Annotated in this window: 11 protein-coding genes; 5 read left to right on the top strand and 6 right to left on the bottom strand. The window is 55.7% G+C overall.

Annotated features, from left to right (window positions below):
* Positions 1-3 precede the first annotated feature (3 nt).
* The 5 genes from RT197_RS02710 to RT197_RS02690 form a co-directional block, all read right to left on the bottom strand.
* Complete coding sequence (locus RT197_RS02710; protein WP_312946989.1) at positions 4-921, bottom strand: phosphatidate cytidylyltransferase; 918 nt, start codon at positions 919-921, stop codon at positions 4-6.
* Positions 918-1,520, bottom strand: coding sequence for a CDP-alcohol phosphatidyltransferase family protein (locus RT197_RS02705; protein ID WP_312947566.1), 603 nt, complete (start codon positions 1,518-1,520; stop codon positions 918-920). The genes RT197_RS02710 and RT197_RS02705 overlap by 4 nt, the downstream gene beginning before the upstream one ends.
* Before the next feature lie 191 nt (positions 1,521-1,711).
* On the bottom strand, positions 1,712-2,035 hold the full coding sequence (locus RT197_RS02700) for a YdbL family protein (protein ID WP_312946988.1): 324 nt from the start codon (positions 2,033-2,035) through the stop codon (positions 1,712-1,714).
* Positions 2,036-2,042: 7 nt separating this feature from the next.
* Positions 2,043-2,234, bottom strand: a complete 192-nt coding sequence (locus tag RT197_RS02695; protein WP_312947565.1) for a YnbE family lipoprotein — start codon at positions 2,232-2,234, stop codon at positions 2,043-2,045.
* 2 nt (positions 2,235-2,236) lie between these two features.
* Positions 2,237-4,870, bottom strand: a complete 2,634-nt coding sequence (locus RT197_RS02690) for a YdbH family protein (RefSeq protein WP_312946987.1) — start codon at positions 4,868-4,870, stop codon at positions 2,237-2,239.
* 290 nt (positions 4,871-5,160) lie between these two features.
* Between RT197_RS02690 and RT197_RS02685 the strand changes: the two genes are divergently transcribed.
* The 3 genes from RT197_RS02685 to hslJ all read left to right on the top strand — a co-directional run bounded on the left by RT197_RS02685 (position 5,161) and on the right by hslJ (position 8,630).
* The gene (locus RT197_RS02685; protein WP_312946986.1) at positions 5,161-6,966 is read left to right on the top strand and encodes an EAL domain-containing protein; all 1,806 of its coding nucleotides are present in this window, start codon (positions 5,161-5,163) and stop codon (positions 6,964-6,966) included.
* A 129-nt stretch (positions 6,967-7,095) separates the two neighbouring features.
* A complete protein-coding gene (locus RT197_RS02680) occupies positions 7,096-8,085 on the top strand; it encodes a 2-hydroxyacid dehydrogenase (protein ID WP_312946984.1) in 990 nt (329 codons plus the stop codon).
* Positions 8,086-8,192: 107 nt separating this feature from the next.
* Entirely contained in the window at positions 8,193-8,630 is a 438-nt protein-coding gene (gene hslJ, locus RT197_RS02675) for a heat shock protein HslJ (protein ID WP_312946983.1), read from the top strand.
* Here the strand turns inward: hslJ and RT197_RS02670 are convergent.
* Positions 8,627-8,896, bottom strand: a complete 270-nt coding sequence (locus RT197_RS02670) for a DUF333 domain-containing protein (RefSeq protein ID WP_312946981.1) — start codon at positions 8,894-8,896, stop codon at positions 8,627-8,629. The two genes, hslJ and RT197_RS02670, sit on opposite strands and share 4 nt — an antisense overlap.
* Positions 8,897-9,251: 355 nt before the next feature.
* Between RT197_RS02670 and nifJ the strand changes: the two genes are divergently transcribed.
* Both nifJ and ompC read left to right on the top strand, forming a co-directional pair.
* Positions 9,252-12,767: a pyruvate:ferredoxin (flavodoxin) oxidoreductase gene (gene nifJ, locus RT197_RS02665; RefSeq protein ID WP_312946980.1), complete on the top strand. Its 3,516-nt coding sequence runs from the start codon at positions 9,252-9,254 to the stop codon at positions 12,765-12,767.
* A 348-nt stretch (positions 12,768-13,115) separates the two neighbouring features.
* Entirely contained in the window at positions 13,116-14,228 is a 1,113-nt protein-coding gene (gene ompC / locus RT197_RS02660; protein WP_312946978.1) for a porin OmpC, read from the top strand.
* Positions 14,229-14,318 lie beyond the last annotated feature (90 nt).

Raw genomic sequence — 14,318 nt, 5'->3', positions numbered from 1 at the left:
GGCTTAGTAATAAAAGTAACGGATAAAATGGAAGAAGACCGGCGCGGTAAAAATCAGGGAATCCAGCCGGTCGAGAATGCCGCCGTGTCCGGGCAACAGCGTGCCGCTATCTTTGACGCCGAGATCGCGTTTCACCGCTGACATCACCACGTCGCCACAAAAGCCGGTGATACCGATGATCGCGCCAGCAATCAGCGCCATACCCCAGCTCATTGGCGTCAGCAGCGGGCCGAGAAACAACGCTGCCAGCGCGGTGCTGGCAATGCCGCCGATCAGCCCGGCCAGCGTTTTGTTCGGGCTCACCGAAGGCGTCACCTTAATGCGCCCCAGCGATTTGCCCCATAAATACTGGGCGATATCGTTGAATTCGGTCAGCCCTACCAGGAACAGCACCAGCAATGCGCCGGTATGGGCGTCGTTACCCGGCAGCACCAGTAAACAGGCGACGTGACCGAAGGCAAAAACGGTGGTCATTAATCCCCAGTGGAGCTGGGAGGCGCTGCGCAGAAAGCCCTGGGTATTGCCGGTCAGCACCATGCGGGCGGGTAAAAACAGGAAGGCATACACCGGAATAAAAACGATAAACATGCCGTACCAGCCAATGCCGACCAGCCAGTAGTTAATCGGGATCGCGAGGAACATCCACAGCAGCGGCATCCGGTCGGTGGCGCGAGAGGAAACCAGAGTCAGATACTCTTTCAGGGCGATAAAACTGACCAGCGCGAAGAAAGTGATCGCCAGCCAGCGCGGGCTGACCAGCGCCAGCGAGAACAAAATGATGATCGCCCACCAGGTGCGGATGCGCAGAGTGAGTTCGCGCCAGTCTTTTTGCGGCTTCAGCCAGATCAGCAGCAGATTGATAAGCGTTGCGACGATCAGCAGTGAGAAAACCACCGCCAGGGACAGATGGAGTCGGGTCATGATGCCTGCTCCCGGAGCACGCTACGGCAGCGGTTGATGAGAGTCCAGACCAGCAGCAGCATTGCCGCGCCCCAGACGAGATTATTCCAGGCAAGGAGTTGCGGCCAGATGGCAATCGCCAGTCCCCACGCGCCAAACGCCAGCGCCCGGTCGCTTTTCCCCAGCGGCCCGGCGTAGCTACGCACGCCGTTGATGGATTGCGCCAGCACGCCGCAAAATTCGCTGAGCACCGTGAAAAACAGGAAGGTCAGCACCAGCGCCGGATGGCTGCCCGGCAGAAACAGAAACGGCAGATACAGCGCCACATCGGAAAGCACGTCGCCCAGTTCGTTGAGGATCGCCCCCAGCCGCGTTTGCTGGTGGTATTCCCGCGCCATCATGCCGTCCAGCGCGTTCAGCGCCATACGAATAAACAGCACTCCCGGCAGGATCGCGAAGGCCAACGGCGTTTTCAGCACCATCAGCACGCCGCCTGCGATAACAGAAAGCGCCAGCGCCGCGAGCGTGATCTGATTAGCACTGACCCCTGCGCGGTGCAGACGACGCAGCAATGGGCGTAGCAGCCCCTGAAACCGAGGTTTTATCTGGTATAGCGTGATCATAAATTCCCTTCCTGAACGCGGATAATGCCAACATACGGCCTCAGACACCGATCTTAAAAGCGTTTTCTTTACAGTACTATCGTTTTTCGCCGAAGTGGTTATGCCCGTCATAATTCGGGGTCGGGCGAAAGCTCTACATTAGCTGACGCTCAGCCACCGGGATTACCCGACGGCCGCGTTATCCGGGGTTATTTACGCAGCCATTTACCGTTAATTCCCTGAACGTATTCTCCCGGCTGCGCCCGCTGCACCAGTTTCTGCCCCGCCAGTTTCGCCACTTCATCCACCGGCAGGTTATTGCGATCCGCCAGTTGTTGATAGCTTTCGCTGCGGGCCTGATTAATTTGTTTCACCAGCGCCAGGGTCTGCGGGTCCTGCTGTAGCGGAGCGATATAGCCGTTAAAGGTTTCACCCACCCGCCCCTGCGTCCGGGCTTCGTTCAGCGTGAGCGCCAGCGCGCTGTTGCTGATTAACGCCAGCGCCAGAAGCAGCCGTTTTAATGTCGGTTTCATCATCACCTCAGAACAGATCGCTGCGCGATTTCAGCAGGCTTTCCACGTCCTTATCGACTTTGATGTGGATCTCATGCTCGATTTTGACGTTCATATTGATGGTAATCGGCTCTTTCGGCGCAGCCACCTCGATTCGGGGCGTGCAGCCTGCAAGCAAGGTGGTCGCCAGTAGCGGGAGCAGCGCGATTGCGTTTTTCATCATTATTCCTCACATTCCTTGCTTTGTTGGCAGCCTTGCGCAGGCAGCGTCGTGTTTTGCTCCAGCCATGTTTGTAAATTATCGCCAAAGCGCAGGCTGCGCCACAGGGTAAAAATATTCTCCTGATGGGTATAGTTTAGATTGACGGTGTTACTTTTACCGTCGACCCGGCTGATCCCGGTGATAGCCGCCTGCATATCGAGTACGCCCAGATTATCGACGTTGATTTTGGTCCATGAACGGGAGATTTCCATATAGCGTAGCCAGTTGATAGCCGCGCCTGCAGCAATGTTATCTTTGACTACGGCATCCGCCGTGTCTTTGTCGATGCGCAAAGTGAGCGGGCCGGGATTGGTGAGCCAGCCGTCGTGAATGATCCACTTTTCATTCTCCAGCCACAGCGGTAATGCCCCGCTGACCGGGCCGGACAGAGTGAACTGTTTAGGATTCACAGCGCTGATAAGCTCGCTTGACGAGATATTCTGCACCCGCAGCAGGGCCGGATCGTGCTGCGGCATCCGCAACTGCTGCATGGTCACTTTGCCGCCAAGGATATCAACGCTGACATCGCTTAATACCAGCGGCGATTTTTCACTCCACGGCCAGCGTCCCTGTAAATCTGCGGTCACATTTTTCGCCGTCACCTGGTTGACGATTTCTGCAATGCGTAATGAAACCGGCCCCCGGGTGCCAAGCTGCCAGCTCTCATCGGAATAGCGGAATGGCAGGATAAAATCGACGCCGTTGATTTTGTTGTCGGGCATCCACGCACTGCCGTTTTTCACTACCCCATGCCCGCCCGCGCTAAAGCCCTGCCCGGCGGCGGCAGAGAAAGCGATTTGTGCGTACAGTTCGCCTTCGCGCAGATCCAGCTTCCAGTCCGCCGGGATCAGCGGCTGGAAAACGTTGAGCGGCTGCTGCGGCCACCACGCCTGACCGCGTAACCGCTCGCCGTCCCAGCGACCGTTGACCCGCACCGGCCCAATGGCCTGCGCGTGCAGATCGCCTTTGAACTGAAACAGCGTCGGGTCACTGCCCTGCACGCTAAATTTGAGGGTCGAAGGCGGGAGCACGCTGCCGCCGCTGAAAGTAGTGGCTTGCGCATCCAGCGACAGCGCCCCGCTAAATTGCGGCTGCTGTGGGTCCCGGAGCCAGATAATCGGTTTATCGAGGGTCAGACGGGGCTGGCTCATCTGCATACTGCCATAGCGCAGTTGATTAAACCCGGTGGAGAGCGTATTCAGGACAATGCGTCGATCGTGCCATTCGCCGGTTCCGGCAACGTCCCAGCGAGCCTGCATCGGCGTAAACGAGCCATCGCCCCAGTAACGCCACTGCCAGCGTCCTTTGTCCGGCAGAAATGCCTGAGCCTTGCCGTCAAGATGCAGCACCAGGTCGCCGGTTGTCGGTTCGTGGGCGCGCAAAATAGCCTGTAGACGCCCTTCAATGCCGTCGCGGGCCACTTTAACGCCCGCCAGCGGCCAGCGAATTTCATCGAGGTTCAGCGAGTTGATCACCCGCCCGCGTGAACGCAGTAGCGCGCCAGGCTGAAAGGCCAGCCGGGGATCGTCCAGCCGCCCCGACAGATGGGCGGGCAAAACGGCGTAAAAAATCAGATCGTCGTGCTTCGCCTCGCCGGTCAGTTGCAGCGGCATATCGCTGTTTTCGGGATCGAGTTTCCCCGGACCAAAGTTAAGCACCGCATTGCCTTTCCCCGCTTTACCGGAGGTCAGCACGTTCATGCGACCGGAAATCAGCGCGTTTGCCAGACCCTGCCGCCAGTTTTCGACCTTCACGCCCAGACGTCCGCTCAGCGGAAATGCCTGATACGGCCAGAACCAGCGACCATCGCTGATAGTGAATTGATCCGGCGTCATCTGCCAGGGCAGGTCCAGCAGCGGGTCCGGGGTATCGCGGGCCATGACGATCAACTGCCCTTCGCGGTCGCGCCATTCCAGTTCGAGATCCACCGGCGCGGCGATCTGCGGCACCTGCAATGAGGCGCTGGCGTGACCGTTAACCGGCAGCCCGCCCGGCACCAGCGGCAGGACAAATTCTCCGCTTAGCGCCAGCGGTGGTTGATCCGCCAGCAAATGCAGTTCAAACGTTTTAACCACCAGCGCCTGACCGCGCAGTTCGGCGGCAAACGTCACCTCGTCGCCCTGATAGGTAAGGGTCTGACGCGCCGGAGTGACGCCGAGGGAAAGTTTTCCCTGCCATTTTTGCCAGGGGGAAAAAGTCAGGCGATCGATGTTAATCCAGCTATAAGGCAGCAGCGATTGCCATTCCGCCAGGGTGCGCGGCGCGGCGGAAGAGGCTTCACTTTGCGGGAGTTTACTCAGGCAGACGGAATCGATATCCAGTTCCGCCACGTTCAGTTGCCAGCGGCTGGGATGCGAAAGTTCACCGCCTTTCAAATGGGCCAGTTCACAGTCACCCACCAGATAACGTAAATCGGGAATGTGCAGCGCGTGACGGTTCAGGCTCAGTCCCTCTTCCAGCGCCACGCGCGTGCCCGCCGGAAGCCAGATACCCGCGAGCTTAGGCACCCACCACCCGAGCGTAAGCAGCAGCGTCAGCGGCAGGAGGATCAGCAATAAAAGCAGTGCGAGTGCGGCTTTGTATCTACCCTTCATGGGCGGTTAATATCCTGATTATTCGAGTTTTTAGCGGCATACGCCGATCATTGTGGCATGTTTATTACCTGAGATGAAGCCGCAGGCAGAAAGTCGCCGTGCAGACTTCAGTATAATCCGCGACGCCCATTTTTCCCGGATGCTGCCCGACAAGGAGACAAATATTGTTTATTTTGATAAGACATAGTGACAAGCTCGCTGTTTATACATCATCTTTATGTCATTATCTTGTTAAGGTTTCTCATTGTGGCTGGCAAAGATAGTCTTATCTTACCTGCAGGAGCGTGAGCATGTTCTCAGGGTTGAATGAAAATGACATCAGTAAACTGGCTGCTTTAGAACTGCTCCGCAAGGATGACGCGCCACGGGATCGTACGCTGGGGGAATTCGCCAGGCTTGCCAGCGATCTGATGGGCGTTTCCGGCTGTTTCGTCACCATTTTTGACGATAAATACCAGTACATTAAATACGCCCACAATCTTGATTCCGTGCCGGAAAAGCTGCCGGTCGAAAAAACCATGTGCAAACATGCGGTGAGTACCTGCCAGCCAATCATTTGCCCGGACACGCGTAACGATCCGCGTTTTGTGAATCATCCGCTGGTGCAAAAGGGTCTGGTCGTTTTCTATGCAGCGGCCCCGTTGCAAACCCGTGATAACTTCGTGCTGGGAACGCTGTGCGTCTGCGATCCCCGCGCTCATACCCCTTCGCCCAAACACATTGAACAGTTTTTACAACTGACCCACCTCGCCAGCGCCTGGCTTGAATCCTGGTATTCGGTTGGGCGCATCGATCCGCTGACCTCGCTTCCCAACCGGCAAAGCCTGGTGGAAGAGCTCGGTAGCCTTTCCTTTATGCCACAGGCGCAGGCCTGGACGCTCATTATCTTTGAGTGTATTGATATTTACCGGGCCTATGAATTATCGCGTTATCTGGGTCTGGCGGCCGTCGAGAAGATGCTGCAAAACTTCGGCCCGCTGGTGCGCATTCGTCTCGATCTGCCCGTGGCCGTTCCGCTTTACGCTTTTGCGACCGGACGCTATGCCCTGCTGGTCAAAGAAGAACTGGCGCAACCACTGATTGAGAAAGCGGCGGGTTTCCCGGCGACTCAGGCCAAAATTACCGGCGATATTGAGATTTCATTGAGTATGCATGCCGGATATTTTACCTTCGACCCTCGCGTGGTGAACGCTCAGGACGTGATGCGCAAAACCGTCAGCGCTCTGCACGAAGCCATTCGCCAGAATGCGGCCATTCTCGCTTTCGATCCGGTGATGGATGACAAACGCAATTACGATTTCCGCCTGCTCTATGATTTGGGCGAGGCGCTGAAAACGGAAGATCAGCTTTATCTGGTCTATCAACCCAAGATTTCCTTGCGCAGCGGGAAAACCGAGGGCGCAGAAGCGTTGCTACGCTGGGAGCATCCAACGCTTGGCAATATTCCTCCATCAACCATCGTGGCGATCGCTGAACGCACCAGCCTGATGGGAGAAATTACCCAATGGGTGATCCATCAGGCGATCGCCCAGCTTCAGGCATGGCGCGCCGCTGGCGTAACCATTCCGATATCCATTAACGTCACGGTAAGCGATTTCTCCAGCGCCGGTTTTTCCTTAAACCTCACCCGGCAGATTGTCAGCGCGGGTCTGACGCCAGCGGATATCCGCATTGAGTGTCTTGAAACGGAAAAAATGCTGGAAAGCCCCGCCGCCCTGAACGAGCTGGATATTCTGAAGTCGGTAGGATTTATCATCCTGCTGGATGATTTCGGTGCGGGTAACAGCAATATTAATTATTTACGCCGCATTCCGGTCGATATTATCAAGCTCGATCGCTCGCTGATTAGCCAGATTATGACCGATGCAGGTAGCCGGATCATCGCCCGCAACGTCATTGTGATGTTAAAAGAGCTGGATTACATTGTGCTGGCGGAAGGGGTGGAAGATCGGGATACCGCGCTAATGTTGAAGAACTTTGGCTGTGATGAAGCGCAGGGCTACTATTTCTCCCGTCCCATTCCGCCCGCAGAGTTCCTTGAGTGGCTCGAAAACAATACGACATTGCAAAAACTTCAGTTACCGACCGGACGCTAGCGGCGGCGTCCTGCCTGCCTTTTTGGACCTACACTTTATTTATCCCTGCCTCTTCAATTATTTTTTATAAATTGTCTGTTTATTTTAAAAATGCTACTGTGATCACAGAAAATCACTGGAGAAAGTCTTATGAAACTCGCCGTTTACAGTACCAAACAGTACGATAAAAAGTATCTGCAACAGGTTAACGACGCTTATGGCTTTGAACTGGAATTCTTCGACTTCCTGCTGACGGAAAAAACCGCGAAAACGGCTAATGGCTGTGAAGGCGTGTGCATTTTCGTTAACGATGACGCCAGCCGTCCGGTGCTTGAGGAGTTAAAAAAGCACGGCGTTAAGTTTATTGCCCTGCGCTGTGCCGGATTTAATAACGTCGATCTGGACGCGGCGAAAGAGTTGGGTCTGCGCGTCGTCCGCGTTCCTGCCTATTCGCCTGAAGCAGTGGCGGAGCACGCCATCGGGATGATGATGACCCTCAACCGCCGCATCCATCGCGCTTACCAGCGTACCCGCGACGCGAATTTCTCATTAGAGGGGCTAACCGGTTTTACCATGCACGGCAAAACTGCCGGGGTGATTGGCACCGGGAAAATCGGCCTTGCGGCGCTGCGCATTCTGAAAGGGTTTGGCATGAAGCTGCTGGCGGTCGATCCTTATCCCAACGCCGGGGCGCTGGAGCTGGGCGTGGAGTACGTGGATTTAAATACCCTGCTCTCCCGCTCGGATGTGATTTCCCTGCACTGTCCGATGACGCCGGAAAACTATCATCTGCTGGATCACAGCGCTTTTGAGCGGATGAAAAACGGGGTCATGATCATCAATACCAGCCGTGGCGGGCTGATTGACTCCCAGGCGGCAATTGAAGCACTCAAGACGCAAAAAATTGGCGCGCTGGGAATGGACGTTTATGAAAATGAACGCGATCTGTTCTTTGAAGATAAATCGAATGACGTGATCCAGGATGACGTATTCCGCCGTCTTTCTGCCTGCCATAACGTGCTGTTTACCGGCCATCAGGCATTTCTGACCGCAGAGGCGTTAATCAGTATTTCGGAAACCACGCTGCAAAATTTACGTCAGCTTGAACAGAATGAATCCTGCCCGAATGCCCTCGTGTGATAAAAGGCTCCCCCGCGTGGGGAGCACTTTCAGAATATCCCCGATGACTGCCTGTGTAATATCCCTAAAATCCTTTCTTATTAAGTCATAATTGCAGGAAACTGAAAATGAAGAAAACGCTTGCGCTGATGTGCGCGCTATTGCTGGCGGGCTGCGTGACCGATAAAGACACTTCGGTCACCGCCGAGAAATTGCAGCAGCAGCGTTTTGTGCTGGAGACTGCCAACGGCGAACCCGTCACGAAAAGTGATAAACCGCTGGAGCTGAATTTTGGTGAAAAAGCGGACGTGCTGGAGCGCGTCCAGGTATCAGGCAGTATGTGCAACCGCTTTACGGGCGCAGGCAAGATGTCCGCAGGTGAACTCACGGTTAAAGATATGGCGATGACGCGGATGATGTGCAGCGATCCGCAACTGAATTCTCTGGATCATACCCTGACCGCCATGCTTAACAGCGGCGCGCAGGTGGACCTGACCGGCGATCAGCTGACGCTGGCAACGGCGGATCAAACGCTGGTATTTAAACGCGTCAACGGAGCGAGTTAATAATTTCCGCAGGTGCCGCTGGCAAGGGACTGCTCGCTGCAACGTTTGCCGTTGGGCAACGCGCACATGCCGGAACTCGTTCCATCCAGCTGACGGGCGACGGACATCGATCCGCCGATCATTGCACAGTTGGCCTGACCTGAGCTGGACATCGCCGCCTGAAGACCTGGCGCTACGTGCGCTGCCGTCGCCTGCTGGACAGGCTCATTGCTGCTGCACGCCGATAACACCAGCGCGGCACATCCGATAAAAAAAGCTGCTCGCATTTTCTCTCCCCTTTAGTTAGGCCAAAACAGGTCGCCACCTCGCTTATTCGCGGGCGCAGCCAGAGCATAATATGCACCCTGACGCTATTCGTCGAGAGACGAAATGCGCATTTGCGGGCGCGGAAACATTTTCTGGCAATTTAATCGCGGCAAAATGATTTCTCCTGCGCTGTATCATTTTGTGCACCTGATAACGGCATAACTTCTATGGGATACAGGAAAGTCCTATAATGTGAAGATATTTTCAGGATTCACCGTCCTTTTTGAATTTTTAGAGTCTGGCGCATCTGACATCACTGGCTTGAACAGCATGGCAAATCCCCGGGCTCTTATTCTGAGCAATGTAAGAGGTCCTATGATCACTATTGACGGTAATGGCGCGGCCGCCTCTGTGGCGTTCCGAACCAGTGAAGTTATCGCCATTTACCCAATTACCCCCAGTTCAACAATGGCTGAACAGGCCGATGCCTGGGCGGGAAATGGGTTAAAAAACGTGTGGGGCGATGTGCCGCGCGTGGTTGAAATGCAGTCCGAGGCGGGGGCCATTGGTGCCGTTCACGGAGCGCTACAGACCGGCGCGCTGTCCACCTCCTTTACCTCTTCGCAGGGCCTGCTGCTGATGATCCCGACGCTGTATAAGCTGGCGGGACAACTTACGCCGTTTGTCCTGCACGTCGCGGCACGCACCGTCGCCACGCACGCGCTTTCCATTTTTGGCGATCACTCCGATGTGATGGCCGTGCGTCAGACCGGCTGCGCCATGCTGTGCGCAGCAAACGTGCAGGAAGCGCAGGATTTTGCGCTGATCTCGCATATCGCCACGCTGAAATCCCGCGTGCCATTCATTCACTTCTTTGATGGTTTCCGCACCTCGCACGAAATTAATAAAATCGTGCCGCTGTCCGACGATACCATCCGCAGCCTGCTGCCGCAGGCGGAAATTGACGCGCATCGCGCACGCGCGCTGAATCCTGAGCATCCGGTGATCCGTGGCACCTCGGCCAACCCGGATACGTACTTCCAGTCCCGTGAAGCCACTAACCCGTGGTACAACGCCGTCTACCAGCACGTTGACGAAGCGATGCAAGCCTTCGCCGGAGCCACCGGCCGCGAGTATCAGCCGTTTGAATATTACGGCCATCCGCAGGCAGAACGGGTCATTGTGCTGATGGGATCGGCGATCGGCACCTGTGAAGAGGTGGTTGATGACCTGCTGACGCGCGGTGAGAAAGTCGGCGTGCTGAAAGTGCGCCTGTATCGCCCCTTCTCGGCTGAACATCTGCTGAGCGTGCTGCCGGAAAGCGCACGTTCCGTCGCCGTGCTGGATCGCACCAAAGAGCCGGGCGCCCACGCAGAGCCGCTGTATCTGGACGTGATGACCGCGCTGGCCGAAGCGTTTAATCGCGGCGATCGCGAAACGCTGCCGCGCGTCATCGGCGGGCGCTACGGTCTTTCGTCGAAAGAGTTTGGCCCGGAGTGCGTGCTGGCGGTGTTCAACGAACTTAACGCCGCTAAACCGAAGCCACGCTTTACGGTCGGAATTTACGATGACGTGACCAACCTTTCACTGCCGTTGCCGGAAAACTCCCTGCCTGCGGAAGCGAAACTGGAAGCGCTGTTTTACGGTCTGGGCAGCGACGGCAGCGTCTCGGCCACCAAAAACAACATCAAGATTATCGGTAATGCCACGCCGTGGTATGCGCAGGGCTATTTCGTCTACGACTCGAAAAAAGCGGGCGGCCTGACGGTATCGCATCTGCGCGTCAGCGAGCACCCTATTCGCTCGGCGTATTTGATCTCCCACGCGGATTTTGTCGGCTGCCACCAGTTGCAGTTTATCGATAAATATCAGATGGCGGAGCGGCTGAAGCCCGGCGGTATTTTCCTGCTGAATACCCCGTACCCGGCGGATGAGGTCTGGTCACGCCTGCCGCAGGAAGTTCAGGCGGTGCTGAATCAGAAAAAAGCCCGTTTTTACGTGGTGAACGCGGCGAAAATCGCCCGCGAATGTGGGCTGGGCGCGCGCATTAATACCGTGATGCAGATGGCCTTCTTCCACCTCACGAATATTTTACCGGGCGACACTGCGCTCACCGCTTTGCAGGGAGCCATCGCCAAAAGCTACAGCAGTAAAGGCCAGGAGCTGGTGGAGCGTAACTGGCAGGCGCTGGCAATGTCGCGTGAATCGCTGGCGGAAGTGGCGCTGGAAGCGGTCGATGTTAACAGCGCCAGCCGTCCCCCGGTGGTTTCGGACGCCGCACCGGACTTCGTGAAAACCGTCACCGCCGCGATGTTAGCGGGTCTTGGCGATGCGCTGCCAGTGTCCGCCCTGCCGCCGGACGGCACCTGGCCGGTCGGCACCACCCAGTGGGAAAAGCGCAATATTGCGGAAGAGATCCCCATCTGGAAGCCGGAAATTTGTACCCAGTGTAACCACTGCGTGGCTGCCTGCCCGCACTCGGCGATCCGCGCGAAAGTGGTGTCGCCTGAAGCGATGGCGGATTCCCCGGACGCTCTGCAATCGCTGGATGTGAAATCGCGCGATATGCGCGGTCAGAAATATGTGCTGCAGGTCGCCCCGGAAGACTGCACCGGCTGTAACCTGTGCGTGGAAGTCTGTCCGGCCAAAGATCGCCAGAACCCGGAAATCAAGGCCATCAATATGATGTCACGCCTTGAGCATGTTGAAGAAGAGAAAGTGAATTATGACTTCTTCCTCAGCCTGCCGGAAATCGATCGCAGCAAGCTGGAACGTATTGATATTCGCACCTCACAGCTGATCACCCCGCTGTTTGAATATTCCGGTGCCTGCTCCGGCTGTGGTGAAACGCCGTACATTAAGCTGCTGACCCAGCTTTATGGCGACCGAATGATGATCGCCAACGCCACCGGCTGTTCCTCCATTTATGGCGGGAACCTGCCGTCCACGCCGTACACCACCGATGCCAACGGGCGCGGTCCGGCATGGGCGAACTCGCTGTTTGAAGATAACGCCGAATTTGGCCTGGGCTTCCGTCTGTCGGTTGATCAGCATCGCCAGCGCGTGATGCGTCTGCTGGACAGCGTCGCGGATAAGATCCCGGAAGAACTGAATGCAGCGCTGCACGCCGACGCCACGCCGGACGTGCGCCGCGAACAGGTGGCAGCGTTGCGCCAGCATCTTCAGGGCGTGGAAGGAACCGAACAGCTGCTGACCGACGCCGACGCGCTGGTCGAGAAATCGATCTGGCTGATTGGCGGCGATGGCTGGGCGTATGACATCGGTTTTGGCGGGCTGGATCATGTCCTTAGCCTGACTGAAAACGTCAACATCCTGGTGCTTGATACCCAGTGCTATTCCAACACCGGCGGTCAGGCCTCGAAAGCCACCCCGCTCGGCGCGGTTACTAAATTTGGCGAGCACGGTAAGCGTAAGGCGCGTAAAGATCTCGGCGTCAGCATGATGATGTACGGGCATGTTTACGTCGCGCAGATTTCGCTGGGGGCGCAGTTGAACCAGACGGTGAAAGCGATTCAGGAAGCGGAGGCCTATCCGGGTCCGTCGCTGATTATCGCCTACAGCCCGTGTGAAGAGCACGGCTACGATCTGGCGCTCAGCCACGATCAGATGCGCCAGCTCACCACGACCGGTTTCTGGCCGCTGTACCGCTTCGATCCGCGTCGCGCTGATGAAGGTAAGGTGCCGCTGGCGCTGGATTCGCGTCCGCCGTCAGATGCGCTAGCAGAAACGCTTCTTAACGAGCAGCGCTTCCGCCGTCTGAATGCGCAGCAGCCGGAGGTGGCGGAACAGCTGTGGAAAGACGCCGCTGCCGATTTGCAGAAGCGTTATGACTTCCTGGCGCAACTCGCCGGGAAAGCACCCGCCGAGTAACGCGCCGGTTAATCAGAAGATAAAAAAAAAGCCCGAATTCATATTCGGGCTTGTCATAAATAAACCTTGTACCTGACAAGCAAGTAACCTGGATAAATAAAAATGTGACAATAAAGGCATATAACGGCGTAATCATACGGCACGGAATTCGCCCTGTATAATTTTTATTTTGTATGCTTTAATACAATTCATTCACCAGACTTATCACTGTAACCATTGAATTATATGTTTAAGATTTTACTTATCGGGTAACAATTGATATTTACCATCTCATAATAGTCTCCTTTAGCATGTGTTCACTTCCTTCACCGGAAGCAAGTGCATAAAAACATCTAAAGGATTATTTTAATGAAAAGAAAAGTACTGGCCCTCATGATCCCTGCGCTCTTAATCGCAGGCGCAGCAAATGCCGCAGAAATTTATAATAAAGACGGCAATAAAGTAGATGTTTACGGTAAAGTAGACGGTCTGCATTATTTTTCTGACAACCAGAATGCCGATGGCGATCAAACCTATGTGCGTTTTGGTTTTAAAGGCGAAACTCAGATTTCCGACCAGCTGACCGGTTACGGCCAGTGGGAATATAACGTTCAGGCAAATACCACTGAAGCCCAGGGCTCTAATGCCTGGACCCGTCTGGCCTTTGCCGGTATTAAATTCGGCAACTATGGCTCCTTCGATTATGGCCGTAACTATGGCGTGCTGTACGACGTTGAAGGCTGGACCGATATGCTGCCAGAATTTGGCGGTGATTCTTACACCACCACTGACAACTTCATGACCGGTCGCGCAAACGGCGTGGCAACCCTGCGTAATACCGATTTCTTCGGTCTGGTAGACGGTCTGAACCTGGCGCTGCAATACCAGGGTAACAACGAATCCGGCAACAATAACCAGGAAGGCACCAATAACGGCCGCGACCTGCGTAACGAAAACGGTGACGGTGTCGGCATTTCCACCACCTGGGATTCCGGTATGGGCTTCAGCCTGGGTGCGGCTTACAGCTCTTCTGACCGTACCAACGATCAGGTAGACGCTGGCGGTAAAGTGGCAGGCGGCGAGAACGCGGATGCGTGGACCCTGGGTACGAAATACGATGCCAACAACCTGTACCTGGCAGCGATGTATTCCGAAACCCGCAACATGACGCCATACGGCGATGCTGGCGTGGCGAACGAAACCCAGAACTTCGAAATGACGGCGCAGTATCAGTTTGACTTCGGTCTGCGTCCGTCTCTGTCCTTCCTGATGTCCAAAGGCCGCGATCTTGATGGCAACGCGGACAGCAGCAAAGACCTGGTGAAATACGCAGAAGTGGGCGCAACCTACTACTTCAACAAAAACTTCTCCACCTACGCTGATTACAAAATCAACCTGCTGGACGAAGACGACAGCTTCTACGCGAACAATGACATCGCGACCGATGACATCGTAGCGCTGGGTATGGTTTACCAGTTCTAATCCCGCTGGCCCGCTGGCAACGGCGGGCTATTTCCTCCTTCTGTTTTATTATTAGTTGCGTGAATGCCCCGGCGTGATAGATGATATCCT

Source organism: Superficieibacter sp., assembly GCF_032071645.1.
Taxonomy (GTDB): Bacteria; Pseudomonadota; Gammaproteobacteria; order Enterobacterales; family Enterobacteriaceae; genus Superficieibacter.
The sequence above is the reverse complement of the archived record's forward strand: the minus strand, read 5'-3'. Positions and strand labels throughout refer to the sequence as shown.

Bases quoted from the DNA above. Each gene is read 5' to 3' on its own strand.
- RT197_RS02695 (WP_312947565.1), bottom strand. From the start codon at position 2,234: ATGAAAAACGCAATCGCGCTGCTCCCGCTACTGGCGACCACCTTGCTT.
- RT197_RS02685 (WP_312946986.1), top strand. From the start codon at position 5,161: ATGTTCTCAGGGTTGAATGAAAATGACATCAGTAAACTGGCTGCTTTA.
- RT197_RS02680 (WP_312946984.1), top strand. From the start codon at position 7,096: ATGAAACTCGCCGTTTACAGTACCAAACAGTACGATAAAAAGTATCTG.
- RT197_RS02670 (WP_312946981.1), bottom strand. From the start codon at position 8,896: ATGCGAGCAGCTTTTTTTATCGGATGTGCCGCGCTGGTGTTATCGGCG.
- RT197_RS02700 (WP_312946988.1), bottom strand. From the start codon at position 2,035: ATGAAACCGACATTAAAACGGCTGCTTCTGGCGCTGGCGTTAATCAGC.
- RT197_RS02710 (WP_312946989.1), bottom strand. From the start codon at position 921: ATGACCCGACTCCATCTGTCCCTGGCGGTGGTTTTCTCACTGCTGATC.
- ompC (WP_312946978.1), top strand. From the start codon at position 13,116: ATGAAAAGAAAAGTACTGGCCCTCATGATCCCTGCGCTCTTAATCGCA.
- nifJ (WP_312946980.1), top strand. From the start codon at position 9,252: ATGATCACTATTGACGGTAATGGCGCGGCCGCCTCTGTGGCGTTCCGA.
- RT197_RS02690 (WP_312946987.1), bottom strand. From the start codon at position 4,870: ATGAAGGGTAGATACAAAGCCGCACTCGCACTGCTTTTATTGCTGATC.
- hslJ (WP_312946983.1), top strand. From the start codon at position 8,193: ATGAAGAAAACGCTTGCGCTGATGTGCGCGCTATTGCTGGCGGGCTGC.